Source organism: Dermacoccus barathri, assembly GCF_015070805.1.
GTDB classification, from domain to species: Bacteria; Actinomycetota; Actinomycetes; order Actinomycetales; family Dermatophilaceae; genus Dermacoccus; species Dermacoccus abyssi.
Genome location: NZ_JADCTK010000001.1, coordinates 46,830 through 68,368 on the forward strand (window position 1 = coordinate 46,830; position 21,539 = coordinate 68,368).

A 21,539-nucleotide genomic window follows, 5' to 3' on the forward strand; every position below is an offset into this window, starting at 1 on the left:
AACGTTTAATGGTCTCATACCGGTCCGCACAGCCAAAAACCGGGGTAATCTGCGCCCTCCCACGGGGGACGAGCAGGCTCGTCCCCCGTGGTGTGCGTGGCTCAGAACGTCCCCGGCTCCGGCTGTGCCATCCGGTTTACTTGGCGCGCTCGAGGATCTCGACGATGCGCCAGCGCTTGGTTGCCGACAGCGGGCGGGTCTCCATGATGAGCACGCGGTCGCCGATACCGGCGCTGTTCTGCTCGTCGTGGGCCTTGACCTTGCTGCTACGGCGCATGACCTTGCCGTAGAGCGCGTGCTTGACTCGGTCCTCGACCTCGACGACGACCGTCTTGTCCATCTTGTCGCTGACGACGTAGCCCTGGCGCGTCTTGCGGTAGTTACGCTCGGCGCTCTCGCTCACGGCGGTCTCCTGCTTGTCGTTCATCTTCAGCCAACCTTCTCGTCACGGCCGATGTTGAGCTCGCGCTCACGCATCTCCGTGTAGATACGCGCGATGTCCGTGCGGACGGAACGCAGACGTGCCGAGCTCTCGAGCTGGCCGGTAGCCGACTGGAAGCGCAGGTTGAAGAGTTCCTTCTTCGCCTCTGCGAGCTTCGTAGCCAGCACCTCGTCCGTCATCTCGCGCAGTGCCTGCGGCTGCAGGTCCTCCGAACCCTTGGCCATCAGATGTCACCACCTTCACGCGCGACGAAGCGGCACTTCATCGGCAGCTTGTGCATCGCCAGGCGCATGGCCTCACGAGCAACTTCTTCGGACACACCGTTGACCTCGAACATGACGCGGCCCGGCTTGACGTTGGCGACCCACCACTCCGGCGAACCCTTACCGGAACCCATGCGGGTTTCGGCCGGCTTCTTCGTGAGCGGACGGTCCGGGTAGATGTTGATCCACACCTTTCCGCCACGCTTCATGTAGCGCGTCATGGCGATACGAGCGGACTCGATCTGACGGTTGGTGACGTAGGCCGGCTCGAGAGCCTGGATGCCGTAGTCGCCGAACGTCACCTCGGTGCCGCCCTTGGCCATACCCGTACGCTTCGGGTGGTGCTGCTTGCGGTGCTTCACACGACGGGGAATAAGCATCAGGCTTCAGCTCCCTCGGTCTTCGGGGCGGACTCGGTGGTCTCGGTGGCCACGTCGTTCGCCTGTGCGGTCTGCTCCGAACGCTGGCCGCGACCGCGACCGCGCTCTCCACGCTCACCGCGGGGACCGTCGCCACGACGACCGCGCTGCGGACGCTGCGGGGCGGCGGCCTGCTCGCGAGCGAGCTCCTTGGCCGTCAGGTCACCCTTGTAGATCCAGACCTTGACGCCGATGCGACCGAACGTCGTCTTGGCCTCGAAGAAGCCGTAATCGATGTTCGCGCGCAGCGTGTGCAGCGGCACACGACCCTCACGGTAGAACTCCGAACGGCTCATCTCTGCGCCGCCCAGACGGCCGGAGCACTGGACACGGATGCCCTTGGCGCCGGCGCGCTGTGCGGACTGGATGCCCTTGCGCATCGCGCGTCGGAAGGACACGCGGGCCGAGAGCTGCTCGGCGATGCCCTGGGCGACGAGCTGAGCGTCGGCCTCGGGGTTCTTGACCTCGAGGATGTTCAGCTGGACCTGCTTGCCCGTGAGCTTCTCCAGGCGACCGCGCAGGCGGTCGGCCTCGGCGCCGCGGCGACCGATGACGATGCCCGGGCGAGCGGTGTGGATGTCGACGCGAACGCGGTCACGCGTGCGCTCGATGTCGACGCGGGCGATGCCGGCGCGCTCCATGCCCTCCGAGAGGAGCTTGCGGATCGCGACGTCTTCCTTGACGTAGTCGCTGTAGCGCTGACCCGGCTTGGTCGAGTCGGCGAACCAGCGGCTCTTGTGCTCGGTGGTGATACCGAGGCGGAAACCGTTCGGGTTGATCTTCTGACCCATCAGCGGTTACCTCCCTTCGAGTCGCGCTCGCCCACAACGATCGTGATGTGGCTCGTGCGCTTGAGGATGCGGCTTGCGCGACCCTGAGCGCGCGGACGGAATCGCTTCATGGTCGGACCCTCGTCGACGAACGCGGTCTTGACGACCAGCGCGTTCTCGTCGAAGGCCACGGAGTTCTTGTCCGCCGTGAATCGTGCGTTCGCAATGGCGCTGTTGAGCGTCTTGAGAACCGGCTCGCTGGCCGCCTGCGGAGCGAACTGCAGCAGCGCGATCGCGTCAGCGGCCTGCTTGCCACGGATCATGTCCACGACGCGGCGGGCCTTCATCGGCGTTACGCGGACGTGCCGCGCCTGCGCCTTGGCTTCCATCGCTGTCCCTTTACTTTCGTCAGTCATGGTGGAGTACCCCCGCCGCGTCAGCGACGGCGACCCTTCTTGTCGTCCTTCTCGTGACCCTTGAAGGTACGAGTAGGAGCGAACTCACCCAGCTTGTGGCCGACCATGCTCTCGGTCACGAAGACCGGGACGTGCTTGCGGCCGTCGTGCACGGCCAGGGTGTGGCCGAGCATGTCCGGGGTGATCATCGAGCGGCGCGACCACGTCTTGATGACGTTCTGCGTGCCGGCGGCGTTCTGGGCTTCGACCTTCTTCGCGAGGTGATCGTCGACGAAGGGGCCCTTCTTGAGGCTACGAGGCATTTCGAAAGGCTCCTATCAGCGCTTCTTGCCAGTGCGACGGCGACGCACGATGAGCTTGTCGCTGTCCTTGTTCGGGCGGCGGGTGCGGCCTTCCTTCTGGCCCCACGGGCTGACGGGGTTACGACCACCAGAGGTCTTACCCTCACCACCACCGTGCGGGTGGTCCACCGGGTTCATGGCGACACCGCGGACGGTCGGGCGCTTGCCCTTCCAACGCATGCGGCCAGCCTTACCCCAGTTGATGTTGCTCTGCTCGGCGTTACCCACCTCGCCGATCGTCGCGCGGCAGCGGACGTCGACGTTGCGGATCTCACCGGAGGGCATACGCAGCTGGGCGTAGGGGCCGTCCTTGGCGACGAGCTGAACGCGAACGCCCGCGGAACGGGCGATCTTCGCGCCACCGCCGGGGCGGAGCTCGACGCAGTGGATGACCGTACCGACGGGGATGTGACGCATCGGCAGATTGTTACCCGGCTTGATGTCGGCCTCGGGGCCGTTCTCGATGCGGTCACCCTGCTTGAGGCGGTTCGGCGCAATGATGTAGCGCTTCTCGCCGTCGGCGTAGTGAAGCAGCGCGATGCGGGCGGTGCGGTTGGGGTCGTACTCGATGTGAGCGACCTTGGCCGGGATACCGTCCTTGTCCGCGCGGCGGAAATCGATCACACGGTAGGCGCGCTTGTGGCCACCACCGATGTGACGGGTCGTGATGCGACCGGAAGCGTTGCGGCCACCGGTCTTGGAGAGCGGGCGCACCAGCGACTTTTCGGGCGTGGAGCGAGTGATCTCGACGAAGTCGGCCACACTCGAGCCACGACGACCGGGGGTCGTGGGCTTGTACTTGCGAATAGCCATGGGTCTAAGTCGTCCTCAGTCTTGGATTGATTCGGCGATCGTCATCTGTTGGTCAGGAAGCCTGACCGAAGATGTCGATGTTGCCTTCCGTGAGCGAGACGATGGCGCGCTTGGTGTCCTTGCGCTTACCCATGCCGAAACGCGTACGGCGCGTCTTGCCCTTGCGGTTCAGCGTGTGCACCGAAGCGACCTTGACGTCGAAGATCTGCTCGATGGCGATCTTGATCTCCGTCTTGTTCGCACGGGGGTCAACGATGAACGTGTACTTGCCTTCGTCGAGGAGCGCGTAAGACTTCTCCGACACCACCGGCTTAATGATGACGTCGCGCGGGTCCTTGTTCAGCGTGCTCACTTGTTCTCCTCCTCCACCTTCTGAGCGGCGGCGCCGCCGGCGACGAAGCCGTCGAACGCAGCCTTCGTGAAGACGATGTCGTCGGCGCACAGCACGTCGTACGTGTTGAGCTGGTCGGCCCACAGAACGTGAACGTTCGGCAGGTTGCGAACGCTGAGCTCGGAGACCGAGTCGAAGCGATCGATGACGACGAGCAGGTTCTTGCGGTCGGACAGCGACGCGAGGAACTTCGCGGCGGCCTTCGTCGACGGGGTCTCGCCCGCGACGACCGACTCGAGAACGTGGATGCGCTCGAAGCGTGCACGGTCCGACAGGGCGCCACGCAGAGCGGCGGCCTTCATCTTCTTGGGCGTGCGCTGGCTGTAGTCACGCGGCTGCGGGCCGTGGACGGTGCCACCGCCGGCGAACTGCGGCGCGCGGGTCGAGCCCTGGCGGGCGCGACCGGTGCCCTTCTGGCGGTAAGGCTTGCGGCCACCGCCGCGGACCATGCCGCGGGTCTTGGTGGCGTGAGTGCCCTGACGAGCTGCTGCGAGCTGAGCCACCACGACCTGGTGGATCAGCGGCACGTTGGTGACAACGTCGAAGATGTCAGCCGGCAGTTCGACAGAACCGGACTTCTTGCCCTCAGGGCTCAGGATGTCAACGGTAGTCATGCTCAGGCTCCCTTGAGTGCCGTACGCACGAGAACGACAGCGCCCGCGGGGCCGGGAACGGCACCCTTGATGAGCAGCAGACCCTTCTCGGCGTCGACGGCGTGGATCTGGAGGTTCTGGGTGGTCTGGCGAACGCCGCCCATGCGACCGGCCATACGCATGCCCTTGAAGACACGACCCGGCGTGGCGCAGCCACCGATCGAGCCCGGCTTGCGGTGGTTACGGTGCGCACCGTGCGAGGCCGAGACACCGGCGAAGCCGTGACGCTTCATGACACCGGCGAAACCCTTGCCCTTGGTGCGGCCGACGACGTCGACCTTCTGGCCGGCCTCGAAAGCCTCGGCCGTGATCTCCTGGCCGAGCGAGTACTCGCCGGCGTCGGAGGTGCGCAGCTCGACCAGGTGACGACGCGGCGTGACGCCGGCCTTCTCGAAGTGGCCGGTCAGCGGCTTGGTGACCTTGCGCGGGTCGATCTGGCCGTAGCCGATCTGGACCGCGTTGTAGCCGTCGGCGTCAGCGTTACGGACCTGCGTGACGACGCAGGGACCGACGGCGACGACCGTGACGGGGACGAGGCGGTTGTCGGCGTCCCAGACCTGGGTCATGCCGAGCTTCTCGCCGAGGAGCCCCTTCACGGAGCGCTCAGTGGTTGCAGTCATGAGTCAAACCCTCGCTTACAGCTTGATCTCGATGTTGACGTCAGCCGGAAGGTCGAGTCGCATGAGCGAGTCGACGGCCTTCGGCGTCGGGTCAACGATGTCGATGAGGCGCTTGTGCGTACGCATCTCGAAGTGCTCGCGGCTGTCCTTGTACTTGTGCGGCGACCGGATGACGCAGAAAACGTTCTTCTCCGTCGGCAGCGGCACCGGTCCGACGACCGTTGCGCCTGCACGGGTCACCGTGTCGACAATCTTGCGCGCCGAGCTGTCGATGACCTCGTGGTCATACGACTTCAGTCGGATGCGGATCTTCTGTCCCGCCATTCGCGTGAGTCTCTCTTCTCGCCAATCATGTTCAGTGCCGGCTCCCCACCCACGCGCTCGGGCGTGTCGCGACCCCTTCGGGCCGTCGCCTCCGTCGTGGAGGCGAGGGCTTTTCAGCCGGTGCTTGCGCTTCCCTGAATCGCACGTCACCCGCTCGGGGTGGTCGCACCTTCAGGAGGCGCAGAACAGGTGCGTTTCAGAGGCGGCAGTGCAGGTACGGACCTTCACCACGCGTCAAGCAACTTGTCCATAGTGCCAGATGCCTCGGCGATGGCCAAATCGGGGCGGCCGTGGCGATGGCCACACCGCGCCTTGCCCTCACACACCGACCGAGCCCACCTCGGAGCGCACCGCTCGGTTCGAGCACGGTGCGCCCCGGGCGGGCCCGTTCTGTCGAACCCCGGCACGGGACCGTGGTTCGGTCGTGTGTCGTGTTCAGGCTGTGTTCTTCGCCTCGGCCGCTGCGAGCAGCACACAGAGGGCGACACCCTCCATGGCCGTGCGTACCTCGTCGAGCGGAGGGAGCGACGGTGCGAGACGGATGTTCTCGTCCTTCGGGTCCTTGCCGTAGGGGAACGACGAGCCGGCGGGTGTCAGCGCGATGCCGGCTTCCTTGGCGAGTTCCACGACGCGTGAGGCCGTGCCGGGCACGACGTCGAGGTTGACGAAGTAGCCGCCGTGCGGCGTGTTCCATCGCGCGACGTCGTAGCTTCCGAGCCGAGCCTCGAGGGCTGCTCCGACGGCGGCGAACTTCGGCGCCATGATGTCGCGGTGCTTGGCCATGTGTGCGCGCACCCCGGCTGCGTCACCGAAGAACTCGGCGTGGGCGAGCTGGTTGACCTTGTCCGGTCCGATGGAACCGTTGCCCAGGTTCTCGAGGTACCAGGCCACGGTGTCGGGCGAGCCCGCGAGGAAGGCGACACCGGCACCGGCGAAGGTGATCTTCGACGTCGAGGCGAACATGATCGGGCGGTTCGGGTGACCCGAGGCCTGCGCGAGGCTGACGATGTCCGCCGTCTTGGCCTCCACGCCGTCGAGGTGGTGCACGGCGTAGGCGTTGTCCCAGAAGATTCGGAAGTCGGGAGCTGCGGTCGGCATCGCGGCGAGCGCGGCCGCGACCTCCTGCGAGCAGACGGCCCCCGTCGGGTTCGCGTAGGTGGGCACGACCCACATGCCCTTGATGCTCGGGTCGGTCGCCACGAGGCGGGCGCACTCGTCGGCGTCGGGGCCGTCGTCGTTCATCGGGACGGTGATCATCTCGATGCCGAACGACTCCAGGAGCGCGAAGTGGCGGTCGTAGCCGGGCACAGGGGCCAGGAAGCGAACCTTCTCCTCCTGTGCCCAGGGGCGCGGGGAGTCGAGGCCGCCACGCAGGAGGTGGTACACGAGGGTGTCGTGCATCATCGTGAGGCTCGAGTTGTTGCCCGCGACGATCTGGTCGAGCCCCACACCGAGCAGTTCGGCGAAGATGCTGCGGATCTCAGGGAGGCCCGCGAGCCCGCCGTAGTTGCGTACGTCGACGCCGTCGGCCGTCGTCTGCGAGGGGAGGGTGAGCAAGGCGTTCGCAAGGTCGAGCTGCTCGGCCGAAGGCTTGCCGCGCGTCAGATCGAGCTTCAGCCCCTTGCCCTTCAGCTGCTCGTACTCGTCATGCAGGGATGTCACCAGGCCCGCCAGGTCATCGGCGGCCATGTCGGCGAGGGTCATCGGGTTCCTTCCGGTCGCTCACAGTCGTTCTCATCCTTCCACGCACGGAGCCCCGCAGCCAGACACGTCTCACTCCCCCAACGCCGCCTCGGGTTCGAGCAGACTTCCGCGTATACGAATTCGATGGAACCTCCTGGCGCGCAGGCCCGTCAGACGTTCATCCAGCCCGGCTCACACACGAAGGAAGACGATCATGGGTAAGACGGCACGAGCTACGGTCCTTTCCCTCTCCCTCGCCTCGGCGCTGGCTCTCGGCGCCTGCGGCCCGGAGTCGGCAACCGGCGGGAGCGGTTCCTCCTCGACCACGTCGAAGTCCAGCAGCACGGACGAGGCCTCGCCGTCGACGCAGTCCGAGAAGTCGAGCGAAGACACGACGTCGCCCACGACGACGCCCTCCGACCCGACCGAGGACGCCGGCACGACGGACGAGAAGGACCAGGGGGCAGCATCACCCGAACAGGCGGCCAAGATGCCCAGCGGCCCCGTGACGAAGGCGACGCTCGTCACCGCAGGTGGCTACCAGAAGCGTCCGGACAGCAAGTACGGCGAGTTCTACGCCGTCCTCAAGGTCGACGGCACCGGCCCGGGCAAGGCCACGGTCCGCTACGACATGCTCGACGCGAGCGGCAAGGTGATCGGCACGGTCGAGGACACGATCAAGGTCGGCAAGGGCAAGGACATGATCAAGATCAGCACCAAGCTCGGCAAGGCCCCGGCGGGCATCAAGAAGGTGCGCCTCAGCCTCACCAAGAACGAGACCGACGACCGCTCGGACGACATCACGATGAGCAACGTCAAGATCAACAACGACGGCCCGAACCGCCGCCCGGTCATCACCGGCAACTACGCCGCGAACGGTGACTCGCCGGTCACCGGGATCCGGGCCATCTGCATGGACGCGAACAAGCGTGTGATCGTCGGCCACGGCCTGCCGGACGTCAAGGGCGCCAAGAGCGGCACCTTCAAGGCTGAGCTGCACGAAGCGCCGCGCGACTGGAAGGCGAGCACCTGCTTCGTCGGCCAGAGCGGCACGCTCTGAGTTCGAACGGACGTGGGCCGGGACCATCGCGTGCCCCCCGGCCCACGTTCGTGCGTTCCCCTAGTCCAGTCGATAGACCGTGACGGTTCCGGAGTGATGTACGGCATCCGCGTAATCCGCGAGGTCGGGAGAGACGTCGCTGGCCGCGGTGTCGGCGTAGAGCCAACGGACTCCCCGCCGTTGCAGTTGCTCGACGGTGGCACGGTCGGGATCGTGAAAGACCTTCTCGTTGAGCGCGAAGAGCTTCTGATCCGAGAACGGCTGCGACGTCGCCGGTAGACCGCCCCTACCTGCGTTGCGCTGCGCGGGATCGGTGTAGCCCCATGCCTCGATGAAGACCCGCCGCTCGGTCAGCGCGCTCACCCAGTAGGCGCGCGAGTCGCACTCGGCGTCCTCGGGCACCCGACAGTGGACATTGGTGGCCACGACGTCCGTCGCGCCCGAGTGATCTCGAACCCACTGTGCCGCAGACGTCTCCTGTGCGGACACGGTCCATGCCTTGTCGTCCGTCACGGTGGAGAACAGGCTTCCACCGTTGTTCTTGCCGACGTTGAACGCGGGAAAGACCAGTGCCGCTCCGAAGAGGATTCCGGCTCCGACGAGCGGCCGGTAACGACTGACCACGAGTGCACCGACGACGAGCGCCAGCGTCAGGAGCGCGAAGGCGAGCACGCTTGCCGGGATGTCCGTCCGGTCGGGCACCGATGTGCCGCTCGCCCAACGAAGGGCCAGAAGCAGCAGCCCACCGATGATGAATCCCACCGAGAGCATCTGCCACCGGCGCGAGGCGCTTCGTTCCCACAGCTCGGCGAATCCCCACCCTGCAAGGAGGGCGATGAGGGGCAGGGCGCCCATCGGGAAGTAGCCCTGCGACATCCCCGTGTGGTCCACGAGCAGGTAGGCGGCGAGGCTCGCCGCGAAGGACGCGAGCAGGAAGACGGGTGCGGGGTCCGTCCGCCACGTGCGCCCCAGGGCGACGCTCGTTGCGGCGTAGCCGTACTGCACGGCGAGAGCCACGAACAGACCGACAACGAGCACGACCACTCCCGTTGTCTCGAGATGCGGCATCACGAAGGGGCCGTGGTCGAACGTGTTCGGCGGCTCGACGTAGTGCTTGTACGGGCTCTGGTGCCGGAAGCTTGAGAAGAGTCGGATCTTGGACCCGGCGGAGCCGCCCGCGAACAGGGGCAACGCGAGGGCGATTCCGGCGAGGCAGGAACCGAAGACGATCGCGGCACCACGTCGCACCGCAGACCTGCGAACGTACACGACCCCCACCGCGAGGGCCCCGCAGCAGAAGACCGGCAGGATGCTCGACTTCGCGCCGGCGCACACGAAGGCGGTCACCAAGCAGACGATGGCGCCCTTCCAGCCGATGCGTGCTCCCCGCAGGATCGGCACGAACAGCCACGCGGCCCACAGGGTGAAGACGAGACCGAAGATCTGCGACGGGCTGGGCCAGACGAAAGCCGTCGTCGGGCCGGTCGGGCCCTTCCAGGCCATGGGCACGATGCCTGCCGGAATCACGAACAGGACGATCGCCGCCGTCCCTGCGATCCAGGCCCCGCTCAGCCTGCGCCCGACGACGAGGCAGAGGGCGAGGGCCAGAGCAACAACAGGCAGGTACCACAGGCGCGTCGCCACGTCCGACGTCGAGGTGAAGGAGCCCAGGCTCCCGGACGCCATGTAGGCGTTGCTCAACCAGTGATAGTTGAGCTGGCCGAGAACCTCGACGTGAGGAACCGTGGGCAGCGCCGTCCGTTTGAGTTCCGCAGCGATTCCAACGTGCCAGTACAGGTCCTGGTACATCGTGCTGGGACCGGGCGGGCGCGACTGGTGACGTCCGAATCCGACGAAGAGCCACGCCATCCAGAACGTCGACACGGTGAGGAGCCACAGCGAGCCGGTCGGGATGCCCCGAACCGCAGCCTCACGCTCCCCGACGCGCTCGTCGGCCACGTCGTGCTCGTCTCCGCTGAGCAGTGCCGTTCGATTCCTGGCGCGTCGCTCCAGAACGCCTGCCGCGACGAGGGCCACTACGCCGCCGGCAACCGTGAACGACGGCGCACCGACGACCTGCCACAGAAGCCAGTTCGCGAGCTGCGCCCCGATGCCCACGGCCGCGCCGATCGTGGCTCGCTCGAACCCACCGGTGGTGTAGCGCCCGACCAGGGCCCAACCGAAGACCCACCACACAGCTGTCCAGAGGGCGTACCGCAAAGCCGCAAGCGGTTCGACGTCGACGAGAACCGGAGCGGCGAACACCACGAGGAGCAGGACGACGAGTGGTGGGGCGTTACGGCGGTTCAGCACCGGAACATCCTACGGCGCCGCAGACAGTGCCCCGAGCACGGCAAAGGGCCCCGAGGCGAATGCCTCGAGACCCTTTGCGGATGGATCCCCGAAGGGATCAGATCACTTGATGATCTTGGTGACGCGACCGGCGCCGACCGTACGACCACCCTCACGGATGGCGAACTTCAGGCCCTCCTCCATGGCGATGGGCTGGATGAGCTCCACCGTCATGTCGGTGTTGTCGCCGGGCATGACCATCTCGGTGCCCTCGGGCAGGTGAACGACACCCGTGACGTCCGTCGTACGGAAGTAGAACTGCGGACGGTAGTTGTCGTAGAACGGCGTGTGACGGCCACCCTCGTCCTTCGAGAGGATGTAGACCTGACCCTCGAAGTCCGTGTGCGGGGTGATCGAACCCGGCTTGACGACAACCTGGCCACGCTCGACGTCCTCGCGCTTGACACCGCGAAGGAGCAGACCGACGTTCTCACCGGCGCGACCCTCGTCGAGCAGCTTGCGGAACATCTCGATGCCCGTGACGGTCGTCTTGGTGGCCGGGCCCTCGTGGATACCGACGATCTCGACGTCCTCGTTGACGTTCAGGACACCGCGCTCGATGCGGCCCGTGACGACGGTTCCACGACCGGTGATCGTGAAGACGTCCTCGACCGGCATGAGGAACGGCTTGTCGATGTCGCGCTCCGGCTCCGGGATGGAGTCGTCGACAGCGTTCATGAGCTCCATGAGCTTGTCGCCCCACTCGGCGTCGCCCTCGAGCGCCTTGAGCGCCGAGACCTGAACGACCGGCAGGTCGTCACCCGGGAAGTCGTAGGAGGACAGCAGTTCGCGGACCTCCATCTCGACGAGCTCCATGATCTCCTCGTCGTCGACCATGTCAGCCTTGTTCAGCGCGACGACGATGTAGGGAACGCCGACCTGGCGGGCCAGGAGGACGTGCTCCTTCGTCTGCGGCATCGGGCCGTCGGTGGCCGCGACCACGAGGATGGCGCCGTCCATCTGAGCAGCACCGGTGATCATGTTCTTCACGTAGTCAGCGTGACCGGGGCAGTCGACGTGAGCGTAGTGACGCTTCTCCGTCTGGTACTCGATGTGCGCGATCGAAATCGTGATACCGCGCTGCTTCTCCTCCGGCGCCTTGTCGATCTCATCGAACGGCGTGAAGGGGTTGAGTTCCGGGTACTTGTCGTGCAGAACCTTAGAGATTGCTGCCGTCAGCGTCGTCTTGCCGTGGTCGATGTGACCGATGGTGCCGATGTTGACGTGCGGCTTGCTCCGCTCGAACTTCGCCTTCGCCACTTGGGTCCTCCTCAGGACTTGTGTTGGTCAAACGCTTTGTCGCCTTCGGGGTTGAAGGCGCCGGGACGCGTCTGTTGTTTACAGGTTGTGTTACGGGTCTCTAGACGGGACGGACCCGTTCACTCGCCCCGGATCTTCTTGATGATCTCGTCCGCGACGCTCCGGGGAACCTCGGCGTACGAGTCGAACTGCATCGTGTAGTTGGCACGACCCTGCGTCTTGGAACGAAGGTCACCAACGTACCCGAACATCTCCGACAGCGGAACGAGGCCACGAACGACCTTGGCGCCGCTGACGTCCTCCATGGCCTGGATCTGGCCACGGCGGGAGTTGATGTCGCCGATCACGTCGCCCATGTACTCCTCGGGCGTACGGACCTCGACTGCCATCATCGGCTCGAGCAGCACCGGGTCGGCCTTACGGACGGCCTCCTTCAGTGCCATGGAGCCGGCGATCTTGAACGCCATCTCCGAGGAGTCGACGTCGTGGTAGGCGCCGTCGACCAGCGTGGCCTTGAGGCCCACCAGCGGGTAACCGGCGAGGACACCCTGCTGCATGGCGTCCTGGATGCCGTTGTCGACGCTGGGGATGTACTCACGCGGCACGCGACCACCGACGACGGCGTTGACGAACTCGTAGAGCTCGCCCTCGGACGTGTCGAGGGGCTCGAAGGTGATCTGGACCTTCGCGAACTGACCGGAACCACCGGTCTGCTTCTTGTGCGTGTAGTCGTACTTCGCGACGGCCTTGCGGATCGTCTCGCGGTACGCCACCTGCGGGGCGCCGACGTTGGCCTCGACCTTGAACTCACGCTTCATGCGGTCGACCAGGATGTCGAGGTGGAGCTCGCCCATACCACGGATGATGGTCTGGCCAGTCTCCTCGTCGAGCTCGACCTGGAAGGTCGGGTCTTCCTGAGCCAGCTTCTGGATGGCCGTGGAGAGCTTCTCCTGGTCACCCTTCGTCTTCGGCTCGATGGCGACCGAGATGACCGGCTCCGGGAACGTCATCGACTCGAGGACGATCTGGCTGCTCGGGTCGCTCAGGGTGTCACCCGTCGTCGTCTCCTTGAGACCGATGGCGGCGTAGATGTGACCAGCCTGTGCCTCGTCGACCGGGTTCTCCTTGTTGGCGTGCATCTGGAAGAGCTTTCCGATGCGCTCCTTCTTGCCCTTGGTCGTGTTGACGACCTGCGAGCCGGCGGAGATCTTGCCCGAGTAGACGCGGATGAAGGTGAGCGAACCGAAGAACGGGTGCGCAGCGACCTTGAACGCGAGGGCCGAGAAGGGCTCGTCGAGAGCCGGCTTACGCGTGATCTCCTGCTCCTCGTCACCCGGGACGTGGCCGATCATCGGCGGCACGTCGAGCGGGCTCGGGAGGTAGTCGACGACGGCGTCGAGCATCGGCTGGACGCCGCGGTTCTTGAATGCGGAGCCACACAGGACCGGGTAGAGCTCGGAGTTGACCGTGAGCTTGCGGATGCCGGCCTTGATCTCGTCCTCGGTCAGCTCCTCGCCGCTGAGGTACTTCTCCATGAGGTCGTCGTCGGACTCGGCGACACGCTCGACGAGCGCGTTGCGGTACTCCTCGGCCTTGGCCTTGAGGTCGTCCGGGATCTCCTGGATCTCGTACTTGGCACCCATGGTGACGTCACCCTTGGCGTCACCCGGCCACACGAGAGCGCGGTTGTAGATGAGGTCGACGACACCGACGAAGTCGTTCTCGGCACCGATCGGCAGCTGGAGCACGAGCGGCTCCGCGCCGAGGCGGTCCTTGATCGTCTGGACGGTGAAGTAGAAGTCAGCGCCCATCTTGTCCATCTTGTTGACGAAGCAGACGCGCGGAACGTCGTACTTGTCCGCCTGGCGCCACACCGTCTCGGACTGGGGCTCGACGCCCTCCTTGCCGTCGAAGACAGCGACGGCACCGTCGAGAACGCGCAGCGAGCGCTCGACCTCGACCGTGAAGTCCACGTGACCCGGGGTGTCGATGATGTTGATCTGGGTACCTTCCCAGAACGACGTCACAGCAGCGGACGTGATCGTGATGCCACGCTCCTTCTCCTGCTCCATCCAGTCGGTCGTCGACGCACCGTCGTGCGTCTCACCGATCTTGTGGTTGACGCCGGTGTAGAAGAGGATGCGCTCGGTCGTCGTCGTCTTGCCGGCGTCGATGTGCGCCATGATGCCGATGTTGCGGACCTTCTTCAGGTCGGTCAGCACGTCCTGTGCCACGGTGTCTCTTCTCGTTCGAAGTTCAGTATCAGTACTGGGTGAGCCGGGGTGACGGCCCGATCCATTCTACGAAGAGAACGGACCGCCACCCCAACTCGATCACCAGCGGTAGTGCGCGAAGGCCTTGTTGGACTCGGCCATCTTGTGCGTGTCCTCGCGACGCTTGACAGCGGCACCCAGGCCGTTGCTGGCGTCGAGGATCTCGTTCATCAGGCGCTCCGTCATCGTCTTCTCACGACGCTGACGCGAGTAGCCGACGAGCCAACGCAGCGAGAGCGTCGTGGCGCGGGCCGGCTTGACCTCGATCGGCACCTGGTAGGTCGCACCGCCGACGCGGCGGGACTTGACCTCGAGCGACGGACGGATGTTGTCGAGCGCACGCTTCAGCGTGACGACCGGGTCGGTGCCCGTCTTCTCGCGGCAGCCTTCGAGGGCGTCGTACACGATGCGCTCAGCGATGGACTTCTTGCCATCCACGAGGATCTTGTTGACGAGCTGCGTGACGAGCGGCGAACCGTAGACCGGGTCGACGACGAGGGGGCGCTTAGGAGCAGGACCCTTACGAGGCATTACTTCTTCTCCTTCTTCGCGCCGTAGCGGCTACGCGCCTGGTTACGGCCCTTGACACCCTGGGTGTCGAGCGAGCCGCGGATGATCTTGTAGCGCACACCGGGAAGGTCCTTCACACGGCCGCCACGCACGAGCACGATCGAGTGCTCCTGCAGGTTGTGGCCGACGCCCGGGATGTAGGCCGTGACCTCGATACCCGAGGTGAGCTTGACGCGGGCGACCTTGCGCAGAGCCGAGTTCGGCTTCTTCGGGGTCGTGGTGTAGACGCGGGTGCAGACACCGCGTCGCTGGGGGCTGCCCTTAAGAGCCGGAGTTGCAGCCTTGACGGCCTTGTCCTGGCGACCCTTACGGACGAGCTGGTTGATCGTAGGCAACCTGGTTCTCCGAACGTGTCGTTTCTGTTCCGCTCGCCGACCTGGGCCGACGAGCTCCTTGTCATGCCGCGCACCCACGCTCTCGGGCGTGTCCGGCGCGACCCCTCCCCTGCACTTTCGCGCAGACGATCCGCCGGTCCGGCGGACCTTGCCTGACATACGACTGCCCGGCGAGGGTGTGGCAATGGGCAGACTTCCGCCCAAGCACCCATCAAGAGTACCGAGTCGGGGTGCACGCGGCCAAATCCGACCTGGACCGCAACCCGACACGCCGCCTGAGGTGTCGCCACCCGGATCCCTCGACTCTCCTGCGGCGTCGTCGTCGGAGCACCCCCTCCGGAGGGGCCCGCGTCGTGCGGGTCGACGTCGGGTCGCCGCCTCTACGGTGGCCCCCGGCCCGTGCTGCCGGCCTGCGTCTACGATGTCGTTGATCCAGTCTCCGACGACTCAGGGCGAGGGCACGCACTTGCACACCATCTCCATCGTGATTCCGATCTACCAGGGTGAGACCACGTTGCCCTCGGTCATCGACGAGCTGCTCCCCTACACCGAGCCCAGCCGAACCGCGCGCGGAACCGAGTTCCAGGTGTCGGAAATCCTTCTCGTGCACGACAACGGACCCGACGCGAGCGACGACACCATGCGTGCTCTCGCCGAGGCGCACCCCGTGGTCCGTCCGGTCTGGCTGAGCCGCAACTTCGGACAGCACGCGGCGACGCTGGCGGGTATGGCGTCCACCGGCGGTGACTGGATCGTCACGATGGACGAGGACGGTCAGCACGACCCGAAGTTCATCGCCGACATGCTCGACACCGCTCTCACCCAGCAGGCGAGTCTCGTCTACAGCATGGCGCGCAACCCTCCGCCCCACGGCTTCGTACGCAATCTCGCCTCGGTGGGCGCCAAGCGTGTGCTCAGCTCCGCGTCGGGCCTGAAGAACGCCAAGGACTTCCAGAGCTTCCGCCTCATGCTGGGCTCCATCGGTCGCAGTGTCGCCGCGTACGCGGGTCCGAACATCTACCTCGACGTGGCGCTCGGTTGGGTGACGAAGGACGTCGCCACCTGCCCGATCGATCTGCGCGAGGAGGGCGACCGCCCCTCGGGCTACAACTACAAGAGTCTCTTCGGCCACTTCTGGCGGATGTTCCTCACCAGCGGTACACGCGGCCTGCGTGCCGTCAGCCTCCTCGGCGTGGTCGCCGCGATCGCCGGTCTCGTCCTCACCGTCGTCCTCGTCGTGGCGAAACTCTTCTTCGAGCCCAGCCTGCCCTCGGGGTGGCCGTCTCTCATGGTCGCGCTCCTCATCATCGGCGGCGCGATACTCATCTCGCTCGGCATGATCGCCGAGTACATCGGCGTCAACGTCAACATGGCGATGGGTAAACCCTTGTACCTCATCGTGCCCGATCCGGCTGCCGGACCCCTCGGCCGCGCCCGCGCTCAGAGCGGGCCCCAGGCCGGCGTCGAGCAGCCCGCGCGACGTGATGGCTGATCGTCCGACGCTCGTCGTCGGATCGAGCGGCCTGCTCGGTTCGTCCGTCAGCACGCTGCTCGGTGACCGGGCGTTGCGCGCCCGCGTCCGGTGGAGCACACCGGACGCGCCGGGCGACCTGGCCGCCGCGGCGAACGCTCTTCTCGCGAGTGTCGAAGACGCGCCGTGGCGCGTCATGTGGTGCGCAGGCGCCGGCGTGGTCGGCACGTCCCAGGAGGCGCTCGATCGGGAGGTCGAGGAGTTCGCCGGATTCCTCGAGCACCTCACCGCAGCGGCCGGCGACCAGCGCGGCACCGTGTTTCTGGCCTCGTCGGCCGGCGGCCTGCTCGCCGGTGCCGACGGTCCTCGGCCTTTCACCGAGGCAACCGAACCCGCTCCTCTGGCGCCCTACGGCCACGCCAAGCTCGCCATGGAGCAGGTCGCGACGAGAATCCTCGGTGACGCACATCAGCGCCTCGCCATCGGCCGCATCGCCAACCTCTACGGCCCGGGACAGAACCTGGCCAAGATGCAGGGACTCATCTCCCACCTCGGCCGCACGCTTGTCTCCGGCAGCCCGCTCGGGGTCTACGTGCCGATCGACACGATCCGCGACTACCTCTACGCCGACGACTGCGCCGCCATGGCGCTCGCCTTCGTCGAGACGGCCGAGGAGCGCGACCTCGCGCACACGACGAAGATCCTCGCCAGCGGCAACGGTGTGACGATCGGCGAGCTGATCGGCCTGCTACGTCACCTGACGAAGCGCAAGCCGCACGTCATCTACGCCGCCTCCAAGCTGGCCTCCGCGCAGTCGAGCGACCTGCGACTGCGCTCCATGGTGCTGCCGGAGCTCAACGCGTACGCCACCACTCCCCTGCCCGTCGGCGTCTCGGCGACGGTCGAGGGCATCCTGCGCCAGTTCCGCGAGGGAGAACTCGCGAGCTGACCCAGCACGCGCGAGCCCGACAGGGGTCCTCCCCATACGCACAGCTCAACTGAAACGCCGAAGGCGGCCCCGGTCGAAACCGGGGCCGCCTTCGGCGTTGGTCCTGCGAACGATCAGCTGTCGAAGCCGAGCGAAGCGTCGTCCAGGCGGACGGCCTCACCCGACCCCGGGCCGAAGACCGGGTAGTCGTACGGCTGGTAGTCCGGCAGCGCGTACATCGCGGCCTTCGCCTCTTCCGTCGGCTCGACCTTGACGTTGCGGTAGCGCGTCAGGCCGGTACCGGCCGGGATGAGCTTACCGAGGATGACGTTCTCCTTGAGGCCCAGCAGCGGGTCGCTCTTGACGTTCATCGCGGCCTCGGTGAGGACGCGCGTCGTCTCCTGGAACGAAGCGGCCGACAGCCACGACTCGGTGGCCAGCGACGCCTTCGTGATACCCATGAGCTCGCTACGACCCGACGCCGGACGTCCGCCCTCGGCGAGAGCCTGACGCGAAGAGTCCTCGAAGCGCGCGCGCTCCGCCAGCTCACCCGGGAGCAGGTCGGTGTCACCGGCCTCGATGATCGTCACGCGACGCAGCATCTGGCGCACGATGACCTCGATGTGCTTGTCGTGGATCGACACACCCTGCTGGCGGTACACGCCCTGGACCTCGTCGACGAGGTGCTTCTGCACCTCACGCGGGCCGAGGATGCGCAGCACCTGCTTCGGGTCGATCGCACCCTGCACGAGCAGCGTGCCGACCTCGACGCGGTCGCCGTCCGCGACGAGCAGGCGCGCACGCTTGCTCACCGGGTAGGCGTGCGGCTCGGAGCCGTCGTCCGGAACGAGGTGGATTCGACGGGCCTTGTCCGTCTCCTCGATCTCGATCCTTCCGGCGGCCTCGGCGATCGGGGCGACACCCTTCGGCGTACGAGCTTCGAAGAGCTCGACGACTCGGGGCAGACCCTGCGTGATGTCGTCACCGGCAGCACCACCGGTGTGGAAGGTACGCATCGTCAGCTGGGTACCGGGCTCACCGATCGACTGGGCCGCGATGATACCGACGGCCTCACCGATGTCGACGAGCTTGCCGGTGGCCAGCGAACGGCCGTAGCACTTCGCACACGTACCGACGCGGGACTCACAGGTGAGGACCGAGCGGACCTTGACCTCTTCGATGCCGGCCTCGATCAGCGCGTCGAGCGCGACGTCACCGAGGTCGTCACCGGCCTGCAGGTACGTCTTGCCGTCGATCTCGATGTCGGTCGCGACGTTACGTGCGTACACGCTCGACTCGACGTCCTCGTGCTCGACGAGCGCCCCGTCGGCGTTGCGCTGCGCGATCGGCAGGACGAGACCGCGCTTCGTGCCACAGTCCTCCTCGCGGATGATGACGTCCTGCGACACGTCGACGAGACGACGCGTGAGGTAACCCGAGTCAGCCGTACGCAGAGCGGTGTCGGCCAGACCCTTACGAGCACCGTGGGTCGAGATGAAGAACTCCAGCACCGACAGGCCCTCACGGAAGTTGGCCTTGATCGGACGCGGGATGATCTCGCCCTTCGGGTTGGCCATGAGGCCACGCATACCCGCGAGCTGACGCAGCTGGAACCAGTTACCTCGGGCACCCGAGTTCACCATGCGGTAAATCGGGTTGTCCTTCGGGAAGTTGTTCTCCATCTGCTTGGAGACCTCGTTGGCCGCCTGCGTCCAGATCTCGATGAGCTCCTGACGGCGCTCGTCGTCCGTGATGAGACCACGGTCGAACTGGAGCTGGACCTTCGCGGCCTTCGCGTCGTAGCCCTCGAGGATCTCGTTCTTGTTCGACGGCATGACGACGTCCGAGATGGCGACGGTCGTACCCGAGCGCGTGGCCCAGTGGAAACCGGTCTCCTTCAGAGCGTCGAGCGACGCCGCGACCTGGACCTTCGAGTAACGCTCCGCAAGGTCGTTGACGATGGCCGAGAGGACCTTCTTGTCAACGGGCTTGTTGATGTACTCGTAGTCCTCGGGCAGCGTGCCGTTGAAGATCGCGCGACCGAGCGTCGTACGGATCCGCAGCTCGGAGACGAAGCCGTTCTCGTCGGCCTCGACGCCCTCGGGCAGCGAGGTGCCGGCCGTCGGAACGAAGTCGCGAAGGCGAACCGAGATCGGCGTGCCGATCTTGATCTCGCCGGCGTCGAAGGCCATGCGGGCTTCGGCGACGGTCGAGAACGAACGGATGTCCTCGTCCTTGATCTCGTCGGCGTCGAGCACCTCGGAGGTGAGGTGGAACAGGCCGATGATCATGTCCTGCGTCGGCATCGTCACGGGACGACCGTCGGCGGGCTTGAGGATGTTGTTGCTCGAGAGCATGAGGATGCGGGCCTCGGCCTGCGCCTCGGAGCTCAGCGGCACGTGGACGGCCATCTGGTCACCGTCGAAGTCGGCGTTGAAGGCCGAGCAGACGAGCGGGTGGATCTGGACGGCCTTGCCCTCGACGAGCTGGGGCTCGAACGCCTGGATGCCAAGACGGTGCAGCGTCGGTGCACGGTTGAGCAGCACGGGGTGCTCACGGATGACCTCTTCGAGGACGTCCCACACGACCGGGCGAGCACGCTCGACCATGCGCTTGGCCGACTTGATGTTCTGCGCGTGCTCGAGGTCGACCAGACGCTTCATAACGAACGGCTTGAACAGCTCGAGCGCCATCTGCTTGGGCAGACCACACTGGTGCAGCTTCAGGGTCGGGCCGACGACGATGACCGAACGGCCGGAGTAGTCGACGCGCTTACCGAGCAGGTTCTGACGGAAGCGGCCCTGCTTGCCCTTGAGCATGTCGGAGAGCGACTTGAGCGGACGGTTACCCGGACCGGTGACCGGACGACCACGGCGGCCGTTGTCGAACAGCGCGTCGACGGCCTCCTGAAGCATGCGCTTCTCGTTGTTGACGATGATCTCCGGCGCACCGAGGTCGAGCAGTCGCTTGAGTCGGTTGTTGCGGTTGATCACGCGGCGGTACAGGTCGTTGAGGTCGGACGTCGCGAAACGGCCACCGTCGAGCTGAACCATCGGGCGCAGGTCCGGCGGGATGACCGGAACGCAGTTGAGAACCATGCCGGCAGGCTTGTTCTCGGTCTGCTGGAAGGCCGTGACGACGCGCAGGCGCTTGAGCGCACGCGTCTTCTTCTGGCCCTTGCCCGTGGCGATGATCTCGCGCAGCAGTTCGGCCTCGGCGTCGAGGTCGAAGTTCTCGAGGCGCTTCTGCAGTGCAGCGGCGCCCATGCCGCCCTCGAAGTACAGACCGAAACGGTCGCGCATCTCGCGGTAGAGGACCTCGTCGCCCTCGAGGTCCTGGACCTTGAGGTTCTTGAAGCGGTCCCAGACCTGCTCGAGGCGCTCGATCTGCTGGTCCGCACGCTTGCGGATCTGCGTCATCTCGCGCTCGGCGGACTCGCGCACCTTGCGGCGGGCGTCAGCCTTGGCGCCCTCCTTCTCGAGCTCCGCGAGGTCGGCCTCGAGCTTGGACGAACGCGTGTTGATGTCGCCGTCGCGACGGTTCTCGAGTTCCTTCTTCTCGACCTCGATCTGGTTCTCGAGCGACGGCAGGTCGGCGTGACGCTGCTCCTCGTCGACCGAGGTGATCATGTAGGCCGCGAAGTAGATGACCTTCTCGAGGTCCTTCGGGGCGAGGTCGAGCAGGTAGCCGAGGCGGCTCGGGACACCCTTGAAGTACCAGATATGCGTCACCGGAGCGGCGAGCTCGATGTGACCCATGCGCTCACGGCGAACCGCGGAACGGGTGACCTCGACGCCGCAGCGCTCACAGATGATGCCCTTGAAGCGGACACGCTTGTACTTACCGCAGTAGCACTCCCAGTCGCGAGTCGGGCCGAAGATCTTCTCGCAGAAGAGGCCGTCCTTCTCGGGCTTGAGGGTGCGGTAGTTGATGGTTTCGGGCTTCTTGACCTCGCCGTGCGACCACGTGCGGATGTCGTCCGCGGTCGCGAGGCCGATACGAAGCTCATCGAAGAAGTTGACGTCCAGCACTGTGCTGATTCCTTCTCTCGCCTAAATCTGAAAAGTCTGATCGTTGCTGTTGTGGTTGTCCGCACGCCGATAGGCGCGGGACCTAACGTCTGCCGGGGACCGGGGCGCGCTCGTCACGCTCGGC

21 protein-coding genes are annotated in these 21,539 nt (G+C 66.0%); 3 read left to right on the forward strand and 18 right to left on the reverse strand.

Features of this window, described 5'->3' with window-relative positions; translation table 11 throughout:
• Positions 1 to 136: 136 nt before the first annotated feature.
• The 12 genes from rpsQ to IM689_RS00315 all read right to left on the reverse strand — a co-directional run bounded on the left by rpsQ (position 137) and on the right by IM689_RS00315 (position 7,156).
• On the reverse strand, positions 137 to 427 hold the full coding sequence (rpsQ, locus tag IM689_RS00260) for a 30S ribosomal protein S17 (RefSeq protein WP_047310384.1): 291 nt from the start codon (positions 425 to 427) through the stop codon (positions 137 to 139).
• A gap of 2 nt (positions 428 to 429) precedes the next feature.
• The gene (gene rpmC, locus IM689_RS00265; protein ID WP_047310385.1) at positions 430 to 666 is read right to left on the reverse strand and encodes a 50S ribosomal protein L29; all 237 of its coding nucleotides are present in this window, start codon (positions 664 to 666) and stop codon (positions 430 to 432) included.
• Positions 666 to 1,085: a 50S ribosomal protein L16 gene (gene rplP / locus IM689_RS00270; RefSeq protein WP_047310386.1), complete on the reverse strand. Its 420-nt coding sequence runs from the start codon at positions 1,083 to 1,085 to the stop codon at positions 666 to 668. Before rplP ends, rpmC begins: the two co-directional genes overlap by 1 nt.
• Positions 1,085 to 1,915 carry a 30S ribosomal protein S3 gene (gene rpsC / locus IM689_RS00275; protein ID WP_047310387.1) on the reverse strand — a complete coding sequence of 277 codons (831 nt, stop codon included), beginning with the start codon at positions 1,913 to 1,915 and terminating at the stop codon, positions 1,085 to 1,087. The genes rplP and rpsC overlap by 1 nt, the downstream gene beginning before the upstream one ends.
• Positions 1,915 to 2,283, reverse strand: coding sequence for a 50S ribosomal protein L22 (gene rplV, locus IM689_RS00280; protein WP_047310388.1), 369 nt, complete (start codon positions 2,281 to 2,283; stop codon positions 1,915 to 1,917). Before rplV ends, rpsC begins: the two co-directional genes overlap by 1 nt.
• A 47-nt stretch (positions 2,284 to 2,330) precedes the next feature.
• A complete protein-coding gene (rpsS, locus tag IM689_RS00285; protein ID WP_047310389.1) occupies positions 2,331 to 2,612 on the reverse strand; it encodes a 30S ribosomal protein S19 in 282 nt (93 codons plus the stop codon).
• Between the two features lie 15 nt (positions 2,613 to 2,627).
• The gene (rplB, locus tag IM689_RS00290; RefSeq protein WP_047310390.1) at positions 2,628 to 3,464 is read right to left on the reverse strand and encodes a 50S ribosomal protein L2; all 837 of its coding nucleotides are present in this window, start codon (positions 3,462 to 3,464) and stop codon (positions 2,628 to 2,630) included.
• A 52-nt stretch (positions 3,465 to 3,516) separates the two neighbouring features.
• Positions 3,517 to 3,816, reverse strand: coding sequence for a 50S ribosomal protein L23 (rplW, locus tag IM689_RS00295; RefSeq protein ID WP_193642423.1), 300 nt, complete (start codon positions 3,814 to 3,816; stop codon positions 3,517 to 3,519).
• Complete coding sequence (rplD, locus tag IM689_RS00300) at positions 3,813 to 4,469, reverse strand: 50S ribosomal protein L4 (protein ID WP_193642424.1); 657 nt, start codon at positions 4,467 to 4,469, stop codon at positions 3,813 to 3,815. The genes rplW and rplD overlap by 4 nt, the downstream gene beginning before the upstream one ends.
• A gap of 2 nt (positions 4,470 to 4,471) precedes the next feature.
• Entirely contained in the window at positions 4,472 to 5,128 is a 657-nt protein-coding gene (gene rplC, locus IM689_RS00305) for a 50S ribosomal protein L3 (protein ID WP_193642425.1), read from the reverse strand.
• A gap of 15 nt (positions 5,129 to 5,143) precedes the next feature.
• Positions 5,144 to 5,452, reverse strand: a complete 309-nt coding sequence (rpsJ, locus tag IM689_RS00310; RefSeq protein ID WP_006946210.1) for a 30S ribosomal protein S10 — start codon at positions 5,450 to 5,452, stop codon at positions 5,144 to 5,146.
• A 435-nt stretch (positions 5,453 to 5,887) separates the two neighbouring features.
• Positions 5,888 to 7,156 (reverse strand): aminotransferase class I/II-fold pyridoxal phosphate-dependent enzyme, encoded by a 1,269-nt coding sequence (locus tag IM689_RS00315; protein WP_193642426.1) that lies wholly within the window; start codon positions 7,154 to 7,156, stop codon positions 5,888 to 5,890.
• 193 nt (positions 7,157 to 7,349) lie between these two features.
• Between IM689_RS00315 and IM689_RS00320 the strand changes: the two genes are divergently transcribed.
• On the forward strand, positions 7,350 to 8,195 hold the full coding sequence (locus tag IM689_RS00320) for a hypothetical protein (RefSeq protein ID WP_193642427.1): 846 nt from the start codon (positions 7,350 to 7,352) through the stop codon (positions 8,193 to 8,195).
• Positions 8,196 to 8,255: 60 nt separating this feature from the next.
• Here the strand turns inward: IM689_RS00320 and IM689_RS00325 are convergent, their stop codons facing one another.
• The 5 genes from IM689_RS00325 to rpsL form a co-directional block, all read right to left on the reverse strand.
• The gene (locus IM689_RS00325; protein ID WP_193642428.1) at positions 8,256 to 10,508 is read right to left on the reverse strand and encodes a hypothetical protein; all 2,253 of its coding nucleotides are present in this window, start codon (positions 10,506 to 10,508) and stop codon (positions 8,256 to 8,258) included.
• Between the two features lie 102 nt (positions 10,509 to 10,610).
• Complete coding sequence (gene tuf, locus IM689_RS00330) at positions 10,611 to 11,807, reverse strand: elongation factor Tu (protein ID WP_047310397.1); 1,197 nt, start codon at positions 11,805 to 11,807, stop codon at positions 10,611 to 10,613.
• Positions 11,808 to 11,926: 119 nt separating this feature from the next.
• Positions 11,927 to 14,041, reverse strand: coding sequence for an elongation factor G (gene fusA, locus IM689_RS00335; RefSeq protein ID WP_047310398.1), 2,115 nt, complete (start codon positions 14,039 to 14,041; stop codon positions 11,927 to 11,929).
• Between the two features lie 99 nt (positions 14,042 to 14,140).
• Positions 14,141 to 14,611, reverse strand: coding sequence for a 30S ribosomal protein S7 (gene rpsG / locus IM689_RS00340; protein WP_193642429.1), 471 nt, complete (start codon positions 14,609 to 14,611; stop codon positions 14,141 to 14,143).
• Positions 14,611 to 14,985 carry a 30S ribosomal protein S12 gene (gene rpsL / locus IM689_RS00345; RefSeq protein ID WP_047310400.1) on the reverse strand — a complete coding sequence of 125 codons (375 nt, stop codon included), beginning with the start codon at positions 14,983 to 14,985 and terminating at the stop codon, positions 14,611 to 14,613. Before rpsL ends, rpsG begins: the two co-directional genes overlap by 1 nt.
• Before the next feature lie 484 nt (positions 14,986 to 15,469).
• Here rpsL and IM689_RS00350 point away from each other — a divergent pair, with 484 nt between their 5' ends.
• Both IM689_RS00350 and IM689_RS00355 read left to right on the forward strand, forming a co-directional pair.
• Positions 15,470 to 16,477 carry a glycosyltransferase gene (locus IM689_RS00350; RefSeq protein WP_319803739.1) on the forward strand — a complete coding sequence of 336 codons (1,008 nt, stop codon included), beginning with the start codon at positions 15,470 to 15,472 and terminating at the stop codon, positions 16,475 to 16,477.
• Entirely contained in the window at positions 16,470 to 17,405 is a 936-nt protein-coding gene (locus IM689_RS00355) for an NAD-dependent epimerase/dehydratase family protein (protein WP_118912241.1), read from the forward strand. The genes IM689_RS00350 and IM689_RS00355 overlap by 8 nt, the downstream gene beginning before the upstream one ends.
• Before the next feature lie 113 nt (positions 17,406 to 17,518).
• Here IM689_RS00355 and IM689_RS00360 read toward each other — a convergent pair whose 3' ends face one another.
• Positions 17,519 to 21,415 (reverse strand): DNA-directed RNA polymerase subunit beta', encoded by a 3,897-nt coding sequence (locus IM689_RS00360; RefSeq protein ID WP_193642431.1) that lies wholly within the window; start codon positions 21,413 to 21,415, stop codon positions 17,519 to 17,521.
• Positions 21,416 to 21,539 lie beyond the last annotated feature (124 nt).